This is a genomic window from Rossellomorea sp. QJM3NY_18, from assembly GCF_056173145.1.
The window spans coordinates 2,046,098-2,064,290 of sequence record NZ_CM149659.1 but is presented as its reverse complement, the minus strand read 5'-3'; the positions used below and the strand labels follow the sequence as shown (position 1 = coordinate 2,064,290).

Below are 18,193 nucleotides of genomic sequence, written 5' to 3'. Positions count from 1 at the left end.
ATGCCAATTTCTATTCAACTGTTTGTTGATCTATGGATAAGATTTCCTTCAACTCCTCTTCGGTTAAGGTTTGTACCATCTTTTCATCAGGGGTCATGATATCCCGGATCAGGTGCCTCTTTTTATCCTGTAGCTCGTTCATCTTCTCTTCGATTGTTCCTTTGGCAATCAGCTTCATCACTTTCACCGTATTTTCCTGTCCCATCCGATGGGCCCTGTCCGCTGCTTGTTCCTCTACTGCAGGATTCCACCATGTATCATATAGAATGACCGTATCGGCACTCGTTAAATTCAGCCCCGTTCCACCTGCCTTGAGGGAGATGAGAAATAGATTCCGTTCTCCTTCATTGAATCGACTGCACATCTTAACCCTCTCTTCTGAAGGAGTCGCTCCATTCAAGTAAAAATAGGATTGCCCTTTGATTGTCAGCTCTCTCCCGATCATCTCAAGCATTTTCGTAAATTGTGAAAAGACCAGGACCCTTCTGCCTGACAACCTGGATTCCTCCAACAACTCCATCAGCTCTAAGAATTTTGCTGATGAGCCATGATAACCATCTACAAATAATCCGGGATGGCAGCAGATTTGTCTTAAACGGGTCAATCCGGCGAGAATTTTAATTTTGTTTTTCCTCAGCGTGTCCTTATCCAAATGCTTCATCGTATTGTGTTTCAGCTTGGCGAGGTAAGCTGCATACAATTCTTTCTGCTGGGGCAGGAGCTCTGAATAATGGGTGATTTCTTCTTTTCCGGGAAGTTCAGATAACACGTCTTCTTTCATTCTGCGAAGAACGAATGGTTTGATTCTTTTCGCTATATCTTTTCTTGTTAAGCGGCTGTAATCCTTAAGTCCCTTGAATAATCCAGGAAATACAACGTGGAAGATGGACCATAATTCTTCAAGTGAATTCTCTACAGGTGTTCCTGACAAGGCGAAGCGATTATTCGCTTCTATCTTCTTCACACTTCTTGCCGTTTGGGTGAGTGGATTTTTGAAGGCCTGTGCCTCATCAAAAAAGACCGTATGGAATTTCTGTCGTTCATACCATTTACTGTCGCTTCTCAGTAAAGGATAGGAAGTGATGATTACATCCGCATCCTTCATACCTTTCTGTTTCTTCTTTCGTACAGCCTGATTACCGTCCATGATGAGGACATTTACGTCGGGGGCAAATTTCCCACATTCGCTTTTCCAGTTATACGTCAGGGAAGAGGGACAGACAATCAGGGCCGGAAGCTTCTTTTCCCTGATTTCTTCAAGAACCGATACGATAAACGTGATGCTCTGAACCGTTTTCCCAAGCCCCATATCATCAGCGAGGATCCCGCCCAACCCATAATGGGAAAGAGTCTTCATCCAGCGAAAGCCTGTCTTCTGGTAGTTTCTCAGCTGCTCGTCTAATAGGGAAGGCACCGAAATCTCCCGGCTGTCTGGGTTCATAAGATGCCCGTAAAATTCATGGAAGGAATGTTCAAGAGTAATGGAATGCCCCCCATCAACTGTATCCAGCAAATGTAGGCTTTGATGCATTGGTAGTTCGAGCCCCTTTACGAGATCATTCTTCTCTGCCTGTGAGGTATGCATGAAGCGCTGAATATCTTGAAATTCCTTTGAGTCCAGTGACAAGAGTGATCCGTTTCGCATCCTGTAATACTTCCGTTTTTCTTCCAGTGCCCCGAGGATTTCCATTACCTGTCTATCCGGGATGCCATCCATTTCAAATGTGAATTCCAACCAATTCATTCGTTCCTTTTTTACTTTGACCCTTATTTTTGGATGATGATTCCCTCTGGAAATCCTGTTTCTTACGGCGGTGGTGGCATAAATTTGAACATCCTTTTGAAGCTTCGTCACTCCATAGGTTAAAAACTCATATTCTAACTCTTCATTGTGTAAGTAGTAACCACCTTCTGTTTTTCCGAAAGAAAACTCGTCCATCCATTCCAGAATGGTATTTTCTTTCTCTACATTTCGTATTAGAAGAGAACCTGATGGCGCTTCCCGATTTTCAAGAGGATGAATAACGATTTGATCATAATGGAATTCAAGTCCTGCTAACAATCGGTTTTTCACCCGATCGAGATAAAGCTTCGCAACAAGTGGAGCAGTTTCCAGCTTTTCTGCAATGTCCTCTGATATTTGTACTTCCCCTAATTTCTTCAATCCAACAGCCACTTTTTCAAGGAAAAAGCCGATCTGATCTGGAGAAATCGGGATGTACCGTGCCCCTGAATGGTCCAACAGTCTCTTTAATTCAGTTAGTCTTTTACCATCCATGCTGCCAACCTGGGTAAAAATACCATCATGAATGACGGTTTGATATTCATCCATGACCGTCATATCATTCAGTCCAGAGATGTATAACCTGTAACCACCTGCGTCGGCATGCTTAAATTGGAATTGTATTGGAAGAGGCAGTTCCCCTTGCCTAAACCCTTTATGGACTCTTGCATTATGTTGCACTTTAACGTCTTTAGCACGTAAAAGTAATGAACTAACGTCCTCCCATGACGCTGGAGGGATAAGCAAATGGTCATCATCGTTTTTTTCCATTACTGAACCCTTTGACACCTTCACTAGATATTGAATGACAGCTGCCGTATCAGTTTCAAAATAATGAAACTCAGGATTGAATATGAATGATTCTGAAACATGAAAGGGTTTCCCTTCATTTATATATTCCAAAAAGGATCGAATCGGCATTACCATATTTCCATCTATCGTACATTCAATTCCAAGCATGTATCCCCCGTCTTGGGTAGATATGGGTTTAATAAGAAATTCACATGGCACAATCTGTCTGTTTTCAAAATGGCGAAGCTTGGCGGGGGAACGAAAGGTTTCCTCCTGGAACAATGTGAAAAATTTGTCTGTTACGCCTTCTTCATTCCTTTTTATTTTTTGCTCTTCATTCTCAAGTTTCAAAAGCACAGCTGCTATATGCTGACAATCCTTATCAAATGAAGCAAGCTTGGGGCAGCTGCAACAAGCTTCGATTTCACCTTTTGCGTCCTCCTGAATGGTAACGTGAAATTCTTCTTCCCCCATCACAGTTCCTCGACAATAATGTCTCGAATATTCGTCTAACTTCACCTTATTGGAGCGGTAATATGCCTCTCCCCGTTTGAAGGAAACGGTACCGCAGCGTTCTTTTATAAGTTTTTGATGTATAGCCTTCAAGGATCTGATTCCTTCCATGAATATGTATAGTAATGACCGATCAAATTTTTTGCGTTGAACATTCTAATGATAACAACAATTTTCGGATTTAGAAACATCCTGAGAGGATTAGTATTTTCATAGAAACGTATAAAGAAGAATAAAGCCACATAGAATATAAAGGAAACAGAAAAAAATCCGCACTATGAGGCCAGTCATAGTTCGGAAAACGTTCATGTCTTTTTCTACTTATCGATGTGGTTCAGTAACGAAATGAAGAAGCTGCCGGCTTGAAAAATGAGCATGAAAATGAAATATTCTTCCATCCTTGTCACCTCCTGTTGAGGGAAGATATTTGTCCCCACTTGATATCTATGTAAGATTGACTCAGTTCATGCGTTATTTTGTTGTGAATTGGATATTCTGATAGGGGAAAACAAAAATCCCGGATGATCATTCAATGATTATCCGGGATTTTGTATGAAAGTTTCGCTTACATGATATTTTCTATTGCATACCCACACTTTTTTATGTAAATTAGTCAAGTATGTTTAATAGGAGGTATCATCATGAATCACACACAAACCACTCAACGGGTTCAGATCACGACAGCTGATCCATCCGCACTTGGACTTTTCGGACTGGCTATGGTCACCCTTGTAGCTTCTTCTGCCAAACTTGGATGGACTGACGGTGTATCGTTCGTCTTGCCTTGGGCGATTTTCCTCGGAGGCATTGCTCAATTGATGGCAAGCTTTGGAGATGCAAAGCACAATAATACATTTGGTATGACCGCATTCGGTGCGTTCGGGTTATTTTGGCTGGGGGTTGGGACTTCCTGGTTGATTTCATTCGGGGTCTTCGGAGAAGCCGCAGCGGCTGCCATTGATCCAAGTCAGCTTGGCATTGCATATATCGGCTATCTGATATTCAGTATCTTCATGACAGTTGCTGCCATGGAGACTCATAAGGTCTTATTCATCATTTTTGTCCTGATCGATTTCTTATTCATCGGTCTTTCCCTGTCTACACTGGGAGTCGCTCCTGAAGCCACGCACAAATTAGCAGCGATCTCTGAACTGTTCATTGCCCTTTTCAGCTTTTACGGTTCAGCTGCAAGTGTATTGAATACACACTTCGGGAAAGAAACGCTTCCTGTTGGAAAGCCATTCGGAATTTTTAAATAAGCACAAAGAAGAGATAGATGAGTGACTCATCTATCTCTTCTATTTCACTATGGGGATCAGAATATTAGTGGTCTTGTGGTCTTGCTAATCCTCTCTCAAATGCAGCTAAATGATTCTGTGAAGCATTTCTCAATTGTGTGAAGACGATCCTCACATCCTGAGGCAGATTAAATGTCAAAAACCGATCATACATAGCGATATTATCAATCTCCCCTTGAACCCCTGCTGCATAGGCACTTTTTAGTGAATCCGGAGTGGTCGTATACGATTGGGATTGATCTTCAGGCAGAGCCAATCCGTAGTGTTGGAACAAAGTCTGCAATGCGGTAATATGGCGCAGCTCTGCTTCTTTAATCTGTAAAAATGTCCTTACATTCCCGAAATTCTCTAAAATCCGATCGTATCGTGCCTGGGCAAGGTATTCGTCTTGCATGGCATAATTGAGCATCTGGGGAACTGAAAGGAGAGAGGCAGCAAGTGCCCCTTTTGCACCGTAGTCCACTTGTCTTAATGCTCGCCTGCTTCCTTTATTCTGCATGATATAATATAAAAACCATACGGCGTGATTCTGTTCATCAAAAGCTGCACGACGAAATGTCTCTTTTATAAAGGGATCCTGTACCTCATCTGAAACGCTATGATAAAAATCCACCGTATCCTGCTCATCCCGAAAGGCAAATTCCAATCCCTTTTTATACGAGTTTGGACAGCCTTCCTGTAACCCAGGACTAGACTCCATCCCTGTCAAATTTCTATAGATGTCAGTGAATGACTTCAAATGTCTTTTTTCGTCCTTACGAATTTCAAGAATCCGTTGTCTTTCATCCTCAGTAGGGGCCAATTTCGCAAGTTTTTCATAACAAATAATGGCGCTATATTCACCATTGATGGCTTTTTGAAGATTTGATTCCAAAGATTGATTCCCTGGTGTCCGGGAATAGCCATCAAGATAAAAAGGTTTAAATTGACGGTAAAATTGATATGGGTTCATTCTAAGTAACACCTCTTTTATTCAGTCAATACATATGATATGTCTGACTGAATAATGGGTGTCTGTATAGTTTATTCTTTCTTTTCCCCCTGGAACGATCTGTACGCTTCCATAAGATCTTCCACTGATATGCCATTGATCTTCATACCGGTTACATCACTGTTTGAAATTTCAGCATGGTTCAAATTGCAGTTATCAAACTTACTACCATGAAAGTCGCAGCGTTCAAACCTGATCGGCTCATTTTTTTCTCCAAGGTTTGTGTCATGAACGTGAACGCCACCCAGTGTGACATGACCCATTTCACTTTGAGACAAATTAAGGTCTGCAATTAACGCTTTTTGCAGATTGATATTTTGAAAGCGGGATTCACTGAGATTGCAATTGTTGAACTGGACACCCATCAGGTTGCTGTTGCTAAAAGTGGAGTAACTTCCATTGATTCCATAGAAATCGATGTTTTTCAGGTTGCTATATTCCACCTGTAGTCCAGAAAGATCCCCGTCGTTTAAAGTATCATTTTGAATGGTAATCTCCCTTGACTCACCCTCTACAACAACCCCTTCTTTCATTTTTTTCTCATAGCAGAATTCCTCATCCGCTTCAAAGATCTTTTTGTACCCCATTTTCTCATAAAAATGGTGATTATTCAGTTGTCGACTTGAGGTTTCAAGCTCCCATGTCATCACTTCTGGATACTCAGATTCCATACATTCCATAACCTTAGAGCCGATCCCTTTTCCTTGGTATAAGGGATCGACGAATATCCGGTCTACTCTTCCGTGTCGTTTGCCGACCACTGTTAGAATCAATCCCCCTACAAGTATCCCTTCATAATGGATCTTAAAATAATTCAATTCCCTGATCATGTACTTAGTCATTTCGATTGAATCATACCCTGGTGGCTGGATATTAAAATCAACGATATCTTCCTGACCCCGTAGCCATTTTTCTTTTTCCGTGTCGAAAACGTTCTTTTTTAGACCGGTAAGGATGAATGCATCTTCAATATTAGCCTTTTCTATGTTAACAGTGCCCATTGTTGTTCTCCTTTTATCTATTGAAATAGCTTTCTATCAATTTCATAACAGCGAAAGCACCTGAGCTCTCGTTTGAGAGAATAACTGTCTTTATATTCTTTTCAGGATAATAGGCAGAATGAAAGCTCACCCCTGGGTCATACCCCATCACGTGATGCTTATGGGGTAGATTCAACCACATTCCATACCCATAGTTCACTCCTTCTTTGACTATAACATGGGGTTCTGAAATGAGCCTTGTACTCTCTTCATCAAGTAGCTTATTTGATAAAAGAGCCTTCCAAAATGAAAGCATATCAGGACCCGTGACATATGCCCCGCCGTCCGCCCCACCCTGTATGGGAATGGAGTACATATTGGTTCTCCATGAGCGGCCTGGCTCATCAATGTACCCGTAAGCCGTATTCTCAGGTAATTGATCCAGACGAAAATACCCAGATGCGTTCATATTCGCCGGTTCAAAAATATGCTTATTGATGTACTCTTGCACCGTCATCCCAGAAAGCTTCTCGATCATCAACCCCAGAATGATGTATCCTGCATTGTTATAATGAAACCTTTCACCAGGAGAAAATTTCATATAGCTATTTTGAAAGAACGGAAGAAAATCTTCCCCTTTTCTCATTAAGTACATTGGGGTCTGCTTCCACAAATCTTCAAAGTCATCCATCTCTTCCTCATCAAAATAGTCTGGAATCCCCGAGGTGTGGGTAAGTAAATGATGGATGGTCACATTGTCATCTAAATGTGGGAATGTGAAGTTCAAATATTCTTTTATTGGCGTATGAAAAGAAGCCTCTCCCTTTTCTATAAGTTGACAGATGGCTACAGCAGTAAATAATTTACATCCGGATGCAATACCAAATCGTGTATCTAGGGTATTTTCTCTTTCTTCACTGCGATCGGCAGACCCAAATGCCAATTCTAAGAAGCTCTCGCCGTCTCTCTTTACCATAATTGTTCCAGAAAAATGCTCCGTTTCTGCATGTTCTTTGATCATGTTATGTAGTTCATTCATCGTAAACACCCATTCTATTATTGTCTATGTGGAAAATTATAGCATATATAATTAGCCATGAAGAGTCCCCCCTTGACTCCCCATGACCATGTTTCCAGCTGAGTATCATTATCAATCTTACATTTCTTCTTGCACTCTTAACCGTATGAACTTTCTCTTCCCTACCTGCAAAACCATCCCATCTTTAATCTCTATGATCGACTGTACATCCAGAACCTTTTCTGAATTGATCCTGATGCCTCCATTTATTATCATCCGCCGTGCCTCACTTTTAGAGCTTTGCATGTTTAAGGCTACAAGGAGATCGACTACCGACATGTTCTCTTCTCCCGTCCACTCCTCCTCGGGGATATCTTCAGGAAGTGCCCCTTTTTGAAAGACCTCTTTGAACTGATTCTCTGCCTGTTCCGCTGCCTCTTTTCCGTGATAGATCCTTACAATCGTTTTTCCCAGAAGAATTTTGGCATCCCTCGGGTGAAGGGCACCACTCTTTACTTCAACGGCTAACCGCTCCTTTTCTTCTAACGATAAATCGGTGATCAAATTGAAGTATTTTGTTATCAGCTCATCAGGGATCGACATCGTCTTCCCAAACATTTGATTGGGATCTTCATCAATTCCGATGTAATTATGTTTCGATTTAGACATTTTATCAACGCCGTCAAGCCCTTCAAGTAATGGCAATAATATGACCACTTGTTTTTCCTGGTTGTAATGCTCCTGAAGATGTCTCCCCATCAGGACATTGAACTGCTGATCCGTACCCCCAAGCTCCACATCACTTTCGAGGGCGACGGAATCATATCCCTGCATCAAAGGGTAGAACAGTTCGTGAAGTGAAATCGGTTTTTTTTCTGATAACCGTTTGGAGAAATCGTTTCGCTCAATCAATCGCGCGACTGTGATCTTTGAAGACAAGTGAATCACATCTTCAAGGTTCAAGGATGATAGCCAGCTTGAATTGTAGTGAAGCTCCACTTTTTCCTTGTCCAGGACCTTTCCGAATTGTTCAAAATATGTCTGGGCATTTCTTTTCACTTCTTCATCCGTCAGTTGCTTCCTTGCAACAGATTTCCCTGTGGGATCACCGATTTTACCCGTGAAATCCCCGATAATCAGCTGGACGATATGTCCGTTTTCCTGAAACTGTCTTAATTTATTCAGTACCACTGTATGTCCGATGTGAACGTCTGGAGCAGTTGGATCCAGTCCCAGCTTGATTTTCAAAGGATGGCCAGAAGAAATTGATTTCACCAGCTTTTGTTTCAACTCTGTCTCTGGAATGATTTCATGCACTCCATTTTTATATTGCAGGAGCTGCCTTTCGACTTCGAGCTGTTGAACTTTTGAAAGAGATTCCCATTTGTGATCCATTATTGTTCCTCCTTGATTGATGATGGAAATAAGCAGTTTTTTTTTGGATTCACCGTTATAACGGAATATCCGCCAATAAACCAACTGATCTACTCCTTCCATTTCATAATGTTTAAGCCAAAAACAAAAAACCACGCCCCTTAATAAAGGGACGTGGTTTACGCGGTACCACCCTCATTGAAGATCTCTCTTCCACTCGATTCGGATAACGGACCGGCCGTTCTCTGCTACTTTTATGTTCACAAAGAATGTTCAAGGAGGTAATTCGCGCTTATCTGTGTACTGATTTCCACCAAGCATCAGCTCTCTAAGACAGGGAGATAAGTCACTACTGATTCCTATCATGACATGTATGATTTAGAATTTTCATTTATTTTACAGAAAAAAGGTGATCATTACAATAGAATTTATATCTTTATCTCACTATCCCCATTACAAATCCATCGTACCCCTTCGATCCGACTGTTTGAACGACTGTTGAATCGATTCTGTCTTCTTGAGACAACATCTCGGCAAATGACCTGACACCTTGAACGCTTTCATCTTCACTGTTTTCGTCAATCACCCTCCCGCCACGAACCACATTATCTGTAATGATAACTGTCCCAGGCTGGGCCAGTTGAAGTGCCCACTTTAAATAATTGGCATTGTTTTGTTTATCGGCGTCTATGAAAATGAAATCAAATGAACCTTTAAGAGATGGCAGTGTATCAAGAGCCGCACCCACTTTGATCTCCACCTTATCTTCTACCCCTGCATTGCGAATATTTCGTGCGGCAACCTGCGCATGTTTTTCACTGAACTCAAGGGTGACCAGACGTCCATCTTCCGGCAGGGCCCTGGCAAGCCAAATCGTGCTGTACCCACCCAGAGTCCCTATTTCAAGAATGCTTTTTGCCCCTTTAAGCTGGGCAAGTAATGATAGGAACTTCCCCTGATTCGGAGATACATCAATCGCAGGAAGTCCGGCTTCACTATTTTCTCTCAGGACAGAGTCCATAATGGAATCCGCTTTTTGTAGTTTACTAGCATAATATTGATCGACTTGCGTCCAAGTATTTGTTGACACTTTTTTCTTCACTCCCTTTAAAATCCTCTTGTTATCATAGCATAATTTTCCATTTCAGAATATTAAATTATGTGCATCTCTTATTAAATTCATCAGCAGCTAAATTTTGTAATTGGAACAAACTCATTCGGGAATAGTAAGAAAAACGTGTCTTGGAGGGTTCTTTCTTGGAAACAAATGAACAGGGTTTGACTATTTTTGCACTGGGTGGACTGAATGAAATCGGAAAAAATTTGTATGTAATTAAATATGGTGATGATATCATCATCATTGACTGCGGGGGGAAATTCCCCGATGAAAGTCTCTTAGGGATCGATTTAATTATTCCCGATGTTTCCTATCTTGAGAAAAATAAAGACAAAATCCGAGGTCTCATTGTCACGCATGGTCATGAGGATCATATTGGCGGGATTCCCTATCTCCTCAAAAAAATCAACATCCCTATTTATGCTACTCATTTTACATTGGGATTAATTGAATTAAAGTTAGAAGAACATAAGCTCATCCGGGATACAAAACTTTTAACGATTGATTCTGGGAGTTCAATCCATTTGGGATCCATCGATGTATCTTTCTTCAAGGTCAGTCACAGCATACCCGATTGTCTGGGGATTGTCTTTCATACGCCAGAAGGGAAGGTTGTACACACAGGCGACTTTAAATTTGATCTAACTCCTGCCAATCACCAATATGCAGATATTCATAAGATGGCGAGGATTGGCGATGAAGGTGTCCTGGTACTGCTTTCTGAAAGCACAAATGCAGAACGGCGCGGGTTTACGCCTTCCGAACAAATGGTAGGTAACCATATGGATGAAGCATTCTTTAAAGCACTTGGTAAAATCTTTGTTTCCACTTTTGCTTCCAATGTGAATCGTGTACAACAAGTGGTGGACTCTTCCATCAAGACGAATCGGAAGCTGGCATTATTAGGTCGAAGCATGATCAATGTAGTATCTGTCGCTTTGGACCGAGGGTATTTGACGGTTCCTGAGGGCATGCTGATTGATGCAGGTGAAATCGATGCATTACCTCCAGAGAAAGTAACCATTTTATGTACAGGGAGTCAAGGGGAAGCCATGGCTGCACTCGGCCGATTATCGACTGGGAATTTCCGCGGGGTATCCATTTATCCTGATGATACGGTCATCCTTGCAGCATCACCCATACCCGGTAACGAAAAAGACGTCTCCCGCATCATTGATAACCTCTTCCAACTGGGTGCCAACGTCATTTATGGAAGTGGAAGCTCTACAGGAATGCATGTTTCCGGTCATGGTTATCAGGAAGATTTAAAACTCATGCTGACATTGATGAAACCAACTTACTTTATCCCCATTCACGGTGAATATCGGATGCTTCACCATCACCGTTTACTTGCCGAATCGGTGGGAGTGGAGAATGGGAAGACGTTTATCATCAAAAACGGGGAAGCCGTGGATAATAGGAATTCCATCGCTCGTCAAACTCGATCTCATCCAGCAGGTGATACCTATGTGGACGGCTTGAGTGTCGGGGATATCGGATCCATTGTTTTACGTGATCGCAAGCAGCTTTCAGAGGATGGGATGCTGATCATCTTCGTTACCCTCAATAAATCGGATCATACCATTATTTCAGGTCCTGATACGATCTCTAGGGGATTTGTATTTGTTCGTGATTCAGAGGAACTCCTTAAAGATATTAACCAGTTAGTAAAAAAGGTAGTCGATGATTTGACCGAAGCGAATATCCGGGATTGGAAAGAAATGAAACAAGCAATCAAAAAAGACGTTGGTCAATTTTTATTCAAGCAGTTAAGAAGAAAACCTGTTCTATTGCCGATTATTATTGAGATTTAGTTAAGAGGCACTTTTATAAATATAAAAGCACCCAGCTCATGCCGGGTGCTTCTCAAGTAAGTTATTATTTTTCTACCTTATTTCCCTCATATATCTTCACATCTAAAGGAGCTGCTAAATACTCTGGTGCTCTTCCAACGAATGATGTGAAATGTTCGCTCGTATTATGACTCTCAACAGCAGATGGGTCTTTCCATACCTCTACCATTGTATAGACACTTTCTCTCTCTGTATCCTTCATTAAATCATAAGAAATGTTGCCTTCCTCCGCTCTGGATGAAGCGACAAGTGGGCGGATCACTTCTAAAAATGCCTGTTCTTTCATTGGATTGATCTGAAATTCTGCGTGTATAATAATCATGTCTTTTCTCCTCGTTTATTTATTTCCATTCTGCAATGGATTCGATTGGTAATCTGACTGATTTGTACCCCGCATCGGCAGCTTTCCCGATAGAAATCAACATAACCGGATAATAACGTTCTTTGTCCATGCCATATGCTTCAGCAATCTGATCTTTTTCATATCCACCTATCGGATTGGTATCATATCCGTGGGCACGTGCAGAAAGCATCAATTGCATGGATACTAATCCTGCATCAATAAGATTCATTTCCCTGAACTGATCTGCAGCCATCGTTTCAAGTAAACCTTTAATGGCTGGCAGTTGTCTGTCTCTTACTTCTGCAGGCATTAGTCCTTCTTCGACAGCTTTATTGTAAATTTCATCTGCATAATCAAGGCTGTTCATATCAACAAATACAGCGATGACTGCAGAAGATGTTTTCACTTGGGTTTGATTAAATTTGGCAAGTGGTGCAAGGGTTTCTTTTCCTTCTGCACTGTCGATTACAACAAAACGCCAGGGCTGCAGGTTAACAGAAGACGGTGCAAGTGTTGCCTCCGTAAGAATTTCTGTCATTTCTTCTTTACTGATTTTCACGGATGGGTCATAGTTTCGAATGGAACGGCGACCTGTGATAATTTCATTGAAATCATTAATTTTTGTTGTATTCATGATGCATTCTCCTTCATGTGTTTTGATTAGTATTCGATTTCTTGAACATTGTCCTGAATTCGATTCAGCATGCCCGATAAAATCGAACGTTCTTCTTCAGTGAATTTCTTGAAGACTTTAGAGATGAAAATCTCTTTCTCTTCCCTGTAAGCCTCAATCTTCATTCTTCCTTCTTCTGTCAGTCGAACATAAGTAAAACGGTTGTCCGCAGGATTCTTACGACGGGAAACCATTCCTTTTCCTTCAAGTTGTTTCAAATGCCTGGTCACGGCGGCACTGTCAATATTCACTTCACGTTGAAGGGCGGTCTGGCTGATTTCTTCCACTTCAAACAGTCTGTGCAATAGGTCCAGTCGCGATTGACTGATACCTGTACAGCGCTCAAATTTCGGACTCATTTGCTTATATATATCATTGAGTTGAACAATGATCTTCTCTTCCTCACGGCACGAGTTGGACAAAGCATCCTCCTCCTTTTAATTAAATGATTGATAGGTCAATTATTGACCCGTCAATTAATATAATATATTTAATACTGAGAGTCAATCATTTAGATCCAGACGAAAAAAAATGCCGGCTAAAAGGATTTCTCCTTAGCCAACTTACTTCGTTTCTACACTGATTTCACTATATGCAGATGTCAATTCCCTCAACTTCCTAATAATTTCCCCTTCATAATCTCCTGTAAGTGGGATTTGTTCATCAGCAAAGCTCGAAAGTCCTTCATGGTACCCTATCATGACAGCATGTCTTGCTTTCTGGAACATACTGATATCATTGGCATCATTACCAAAAGCAATAAAGTCTTCTTCATCCACTCCAAATCGCGAGAGTGCGCTCCACTTATGAATATTGGAAGGGCTGATATCCACTACGTTTTCATTCGTATGTATGTTTACGACGATATCCAAGTCTTGCAATTCATCAATTAATCCCTGAAAGTTAGATGCTGATAACAATAATATCTTCACAATTGAGTTCAGTGAAGCGACTGGATGCCTCTGGGCAAGATTGTCAGGATCAAGGAAATCAAGGATTGGATGATCGGCAGCACCTGTATAAGCGTAATCCCACTCGCTATCGATTAAATAGGTTGCCTCATATTGATGGATGAGGTCATGGATCCTCTTAAGGTCTTTTTCATGGAAAGAAGTTGCATGAATCACTTTTCCTTGATGATAAAGAAGAGAACCGTTCCCACCAATCAAAGGAAAAGAATGCAATCGATTATCCAGTACAGGGATCATATCCCGAATCGGTCTGGCAGATGCAAAAATCACTTCGTGGCCATTCGATTTCAGCTCAAGTAAACATTGGACGATTCTTGTTGAAATCGGTTTTCCTTTAAAGCAAATGGTTCCGTCTAAGTCAAATACGAATTTCATATATGTACACCCTTTCACAATATGTATGATTTTACCATATAAGATAAAAGCGAAGAACCATTTCATAAAAAAAAAAGACTTACTCCTTTGGTAAGTCCAATGCCTGATACGCAGCCTGAAATTTCCCACCATCCGCAACTTCCGAATGATACAAGGCTTTAAGGGCAAATGTTCTCTCTAAATTCATGTCTTCCATCAATACTTTCAGTCTTCCTTGTAATTCTTTATTATCCCTGACTAACAGTTTCATTTGTGACTTCATATATCTCATACGGCTTTTATTCCTCTCTTCCAGATGCTCATTCCATCAAGTATATCACTGATACCCATAGGACTAAAGGGATTTCTGTTTGAACATCAATTTTCGTGGCATTTCCTGCTGGTACACATTCTTCATCTAAAAATAAAATCACTCGATACAGGTTTTTCCCTGATCTCCCTTGCCCACACGGATAATTGCCCGATATGATGAATTTCATGGGTGACGATATGCTGCATTATTTTTTTGTATGTAAAGGTATACGTTTTACCTGACTTTGAAGTCATATTGAATTCTTTCTTATCATAGGCTGGTGTCCATAAAGATATAAAGCTTTCGGTTTGCTGCCGTGTCAATTCCGAAAATGCGATGACTTCTTCCAGTGTAGTAATGGCATGGATATCTTTTTCCATGGGGGGAATCCCCTGCAATTGATTCATCCATATCTGTTCACAATCAGCTACATGAAAAAGATTTTTCAGAATGCTCCCCATCCCGCCTGTCCTCTCTTTATTGAGTTCTGCAGAGTTTATTCCTCTACACCATTCAAACCAATCATCCCTCACTTGCCAGTTATATGAAAAAAGTTCTAACATCTAATCAACCTGCCCTTCATATATAATGTATTTAACTATCTGCTTATTCTTTTTCTATGGAAATCTAGTACATTTAAATCATCTTTATAACATCCCTAACTATAGAGTGATAAAACAAATAGGAGTCCATCGACTACTGAGAGACATACTAACGTGATCAATAATCTTTTTCTCCCCCACGTTTTTTTAAAATATAAATATAGCAATCCAAAATAAACGAATCCAACAGTGAACAAGCATAAAAAGAATTCCCTCATCATCTTTCCGTTAATATGAATGCCATTCACATGAACCCATTCGAATTTTTCATTAATATTCAATGGGACTGTGAAGAACATAACCCCCCACCCAAAGAAAATAAATATTCCCAGCAATCGAAGGAAAGAATACATACTCACCTGCTGTTTGGTTTGATTGTATACTTCCTCCTCATAATCAATACCGGTTTGATTTACTCTCAATCCCATAAAAAAATCCTTTCTGTCTGTTCTTTTCTACTAATACGAAAAAACAGACAAAAAGGTTTCAATTTTTCCTAAATTTATCATTTATTGGAAGCCTATTGACCGAAATATGTCCCTAGATATACACCGCTTGCCGCGGCCTGCGACAGGGAATGAGTTTCTCCCGAACAATCACCAATCAGAAAAAGATTTGATATATCCGTTTCAAAGTTTTCATCCGTAGGTAATTTCGGTTCATGAAATTTCGCATCCAACCCGTACAGAAGCGTATCAGGGTGGATTGGTTCCCCAATAAGGGTTTCCATAGAAACTAAAAACTCGATAAGCGCCCTCCCATACAATTCCGGGACCTCTTCCCGCATATTTCCGCATTCCGCATTGAGGGACGGACCTATCAAATTCCCCTCCAACGATTCAGTACGTCTATGGAGTTTAAAGTCTTGCAATCTCTGAACGACAATCCTCCCTCGTCCTTGATTGATTCCACCTATGATGTCCCCTGCATATTTCATTGCATCATCATGGGATTGAAAATAACGCGGAATGAATAAGCTGAAGTTCAGGTTCGCACTCGGTGTGTCCTCTTCACGGGCATTTTGTCCGTCCGGCATCACTAAACCATGCTGGTGCTTCCGGATAATCCGCCCTTGTGGATTCATACAGTAGGTCGTGGCACTGAATGCGTCCCTTTCGATCTTAAGCTTTGTTTCAAAGGTATCTTTTAATATCGATTGAAGTTGATCACCTTTCATTTCTAGGCGTATCCCCATATCCAGACGCGTTTTTCCCGGAAAAAGTCCAAGTGATGCTGCTTGTTCTTTAAGCCATTTGCTTCCACTCATTCCTGTGCCGATCACCAATTTTTCTGTGGTGAATTGACCGCTTGTCGACTTTAAAAGAAAGTCCTTTTCCTTTTTTGCAATGGTCTCGACATGTGTTTCAAAACTGAAAGTAACACGTTTTTGAAGCATCTCAAACATCTTTTGAAAAATCTCGCTCGACAGCCGTGTTCCTAAATGACGGACCTCCGTGGAAAGAACCTTCAAGCCCGCCTCATTGCCCCTACTTGAAAGCTTCTCATTTTTCGTACTATATGTGTGAATGGTATCGCCGCCAAATTCACAGAGAATATGGTCTACTTCCTTCATCAAGTCAAGCGTGTTTTGCTGTCCGATTTTCCTGCCAAGTTCTCCGCCAAAATCAGTCGTATAATTAAATTTGCCCTCGGATTTCCCAAGGCCTGCAAACCCTATGTATTTACTGCACACACCTTCACACGTGCAGGTTCCTCCCTCATCCAATCCACATGTACGTTCACTCAGTTCCTTGCCGAGATCAATCATGTGGATGGAAACATGTTCATTGAGGTTCATCAAGGTATAAGCAAGAAAAATACTGCTTACTCCTGCTCCGATGATGGTGATGTCATGGTGATTCGATTGCATCCCCTTTTCCCCTTTCTACGTTCCCCGTTATTTCATAACGATAAAACCGATTTTATTCATTACTATCTCAATTATATGCTATTCCCATCCTACCATAATGAACTTATGAGGTCCGTCCCTCTTCTAATCTTTCAAACTATGATGGAGGTAGGGGATGGAGGCGAGTGTCGAGATCGCACCGGCAAGCACGATGGTGAGGTTGGTTCCCATTGCTTCTGCCAGTATTCCTGCCAGAAATGCGGCGATGGGCATGAGGACCCACGTCATGAGACGACTCGTGGCCTGCACCCTCCCCAATAAGTGATCGGGGGACAGCGTTTGTCGGATTGTAATGATGCAGGGACTCATTATCGAAGCACAGAAGGTCCCTACTGCGTTCATGATAACGAGCCAGAAATACGATTCCATCAACCCGAAAGAAAGAATTGAAAGTCCTCCAATCACAGAGGCCGAAAATAATATGCTTCTATAAGAAAACCATTTCCGCAAGAAGTTCGACGTCACCGCACCTATAATGGCACCCACTCCGCCAGCTGATAACAACCAACCTATCATAACCGTATTTATATTCAGGGAATCTTTTAAGTGAAACACTAATAATGTAAGGAACAACGTTGTTCCGAATACGGAAGATACCATGGCGAGATTTGTGTACAAAATTGGTTTGGTCTTTAGAACGAATTCAAATCCCTCCCTGATCTCTCCCCAAATGGAAGCTCTTGATGAATCTCTCTCATTCCGCATCATCCTGAGACTCGCAATGGCAAGAAAGGATACCAGAAAGCTGACGCTATTCACCAACAGGGCATATCCTGGATTTAAAAAAGAAATGATTAATCCACCTATACCTGGTGCTAAAAAAACAGCTGAATTAAACATCCCCGAATTCAGTGAATTCACAGCTTGAAGGTCTTCTCTTCTCACCAGATTTGGAACTGAAGCAAATTGAGAAGTATTATAGATTTGACTTAATGATCCAATACCAAACACCACGGGGTATACCATCCACATCTCCAGAGTACCGATTATAAATAGAATCCCGATCATCCCGACAAGTATGCACCGTCCTAAATCGCATAAAAGGAGCAGGCGCTTTCGGTTGAAACGATCGGACAAGACACCCGCGAAAGGCTGCAACAGAATCGGTAACCTCTCAAGTGCCGCTACAATCCCCATGCTCACAGGTGAACCTGTTAAAGATAAAACCATAAGTGGAATGGCAATTAAATAGATCTGATCTCCGAAAAATGAAATCAGATTTCCACCCATGAACCTGAAAACAGGATAATTTTTCTTTAAAGGCGGGAAATCTGCCATTTGACTCACCGTGACCGCACGCTCTCCCATT

Annotated in this window: 17 protein-coding genes and 1 other annotated feature; of the genes, 2 read left to right on the top strand and 15 right to left on the bottom strand. The window is 41.3% G+C overall.

Translation table 11 applies throughout. From position 1 onward, the window contains the following. Positions 1 to 10 precede the first annotated feature (10 nt). A complete protein-coding gene (locus tag AC0VXY_RS10465; RefSeq protein ID WP_475527716.1) occupies positions 11 to 3,094 on the bottom strand; it encodes an SNF2 helicase associated domain-containing protein in 3,084 nt (1,027 codons plus the stop codon). Positions 3,095 to 3,729: 635 nt separating this feature from the next. Between AC0VXY_RS10465 and AC0VXY_RS10460 the strand changes: the two genes are divergently transcribed. Next, positions 3,730 to 4,347: an acetate uptake transporter gene (locus AC0VXY_RS10460; protein ID WP_435990951.1), complete on the top strand. Its 618-nt coding sequence runs from the start codon at positions 3,730 to 3,732 to the stop codon at positions 4,345 to 4,347. A 64-nt stretch (positions 4,348 to 4,411) separates the two neighbouring features. On the opposite strand, the gene AC0VXY_RS10455 is transcribed toward AC0VXY_RS10460, so the two are convergent. The 5 genes from AC0VXY_RS10455 to AC0VXY_RS10435 form a co-directional block, all read right to left on the bottom strand. Further along, positions 4,412 to 5,338 (bottom strand): ferritin family protein, encoded by a 927-nt coding sequence (locus tag AC0VXY_RS10455; protein WP_475527715.1) that lies wholly within the window; start codon positions 5,336 to 5,338, stop codon positions 4,412 to 4,414. A 71-nt stretch (positions 5,339 to 5,409) separates the two neighbouring features. Then, the gene (locus AC0VXY_RS10450; RefSeq protein WP_475527714.1) at positions 5,410 to 6,378 is read right to left on the bottom strand and encodes a GNAT family N-acetyltransferase; all 969 of its coding nucleotides are present in this window, start codon (positions 6,376 to 6,378) and stop codon (positions 5,410 to 5,412) included. Positions 6,379 to 6,391: 13 nt separating this feature from the next. Next, positions 6,392 to 7,396, bottom strand: a complete 1,005-nt coding sequence (locus AC0VXY_RS10445) for a serine hydrolase domain-containing protein (protein WP_475527713.1) — start codon at positions 7,394 to 7,396, stop codon at positions 6,392 to 6,394. Positions 7,397 to 7,513: 117 nt separating this feature from the next. Next, complete coding sequence (gene tyrS, locus AC0VXY_RS10440) at positions 7,514 to 8,770, bottom strand: tyrosine--tRNA ligase (RefSeq protein ID WP_475527712.1); 1,257 nt, start codon at positions 8,768 to 8,770, stop codon at positions 7,514 to 7,516. Between the two features lie 144 nt (positions 8,771 to 8,914). Beyond that, positions 8,915 to 9,124, bottom strand: a binding site (T-box leader). A gap of 61 nt (positions 9,125 to 9,185) precedes the next feature. Then, positions 9,186 to 9,839 carry an O-methyltransferase gene (locus AC0VXY_RS10435; RefSeq protein WP_475527711.1) on the bottom strand — a complete coding sequence of 218 codons (654 nt, stop codon included), beginning with the start codon at positions 9,837 to 9,839 and terminating at the stop codon, positions 9,186 to 9,188. A 167-nt stretch (positions 9,840 to 10,006) separates the two neighbouring features. Between AC0VXY_RS10435 and AC0VXY_RS10430 the strand changes: the two genes are divergently transcribed. Next, a complete protein-coding gene (locus AC0VXY_RS10430) occupies positions 10,007 to 11,680 on the top strand; it encodes a ribonuclease J (protein WP_475527710.1) in 1,674 nt (557 codons plus the stop codon). A gap of 64 nt (positions 11,681 to 11,744) precedes the next feature. On the opposite strand, the gene AC0VXY_RS10425 is transcribed toward AC0VXY_RS10430, so the two are convergent. From AC0VXY_RS10425 to AC0VXY_RS10385, 9 genes are all read right to left on the bottom strand, one after another. Next, entirely contained in the window at positions 11,745 to 12,041 is a 297-nt protein-coding gene (locus tag AC0VXY_RS10425) for a putative quinol monooxygenase (RefSeq protein ID WP_475527709.1), read from the bottom strand. 19 nt (positions 12,042 to 12,060) lie between these two features. Further along, complete coding sequence (locus AC0VXY_RS10420; RefSeq protein WP_475527708.1) at positions 12,061 to 12,696, bottom strand: nitroreductase family protein; 636 nt, start codon at positions 12,694 to 12,696, stop codon at positions 12,061 to 12,063. A gap of 26 nt (positions 12,697 to 12,722) precedes the next feature. Next, on the bottom strand, positions 12,723 to 13,157 hold the full coding sequence (locus tag AC0VXY_RS10415) for a MarR family winged helix-turn-helix transcriptional regulator (RefSeq protein ID WP_435990965.1): 435 nt from the start codon (positions 13,155 to 13,157) through the stop codon (positions 12,723 to 12,725). A 141-nt stretch (positions 13,158 to 13,298) separates the two neighbouring features. Next, positions 13,299 to 14,081, bottom strand: a complete 783-nt coding sequence (locus AC0VXY_RS10410) for an HAD-IIB family hydrolase (protein WP_475527707.1) — start codon at positions 14,079 to 14,081, stop codon at positions 13,299 to 13,301. A gap of 79 nt (positions 14,082 to 14,160) precedes the next feature. Then, positions 14,161 to 14,352: a hypothetical protein gene (locus AC0VXY_RS10405; RefSeq protein ID WP_435990969.1), complete on the bottom strand. Its 192-nt coding sequence runs from the start codon at positions 14,350 to 14,352 to the stop codon at positions 14,161 to 14,163. A gap of 122 nt (positions 14,353 to 14,474) precedes the next feature. After that, positions 14,475 to 14,936, bottom strand: coding sequence for a DinB family protein (locus AC0VXY_RS10400; protein WP_475527706.1), 462 nt, complete (start codon positions 14,934 to 14,936; stop codon positions 14,475 to 14,477). A 95-nt stretch (positions 14,937 to 15,031) separates the two neighbouring features. After that, positions 15,032 to 15,397 (bottom strand): hypothetical protein, encoded by a 366-nt coding sequence (locus tag AC0VXY_RS10395; protein WP_475527705.1) that lies wholly within the window; start codon positions 15,395 to 15,397, stop codon positions 15,032 to 15,034. A 98-nt stretch (positions 15,398 to 15,495) separates the two neighbouring features. Next, positions 15,496 to 16,845: an NAD(FAD)-utilizing dehydrogenase gene (locus tag AC0VXY_RS10390; RefSeq protein WP_475527704.1), complete on the bottom strand. Its 1,350-nt coding sequence runs from the start codon at positions 16,843 to 16,845 to the stop codon at positions 15,496 to 15,498. A gap of 123 nt (positions 16,846 to 16,968) precedes the next feature. Beyond that, positions 16,969 to 18,192 carry an MFS transporter gene (locus AC0VXY_RS10385; protein ID WP_475527703.1) on the bottom strand — a complete coding sequence of 408 codons (1,224 nt, stop codon included), beginning with the start codon at positions 18,190 to 18,192 and terminating at the stop codon, positions 16,969 to 16,971. Between the last annotated feature and the right edge of the window lies 1 nt (position 18,193).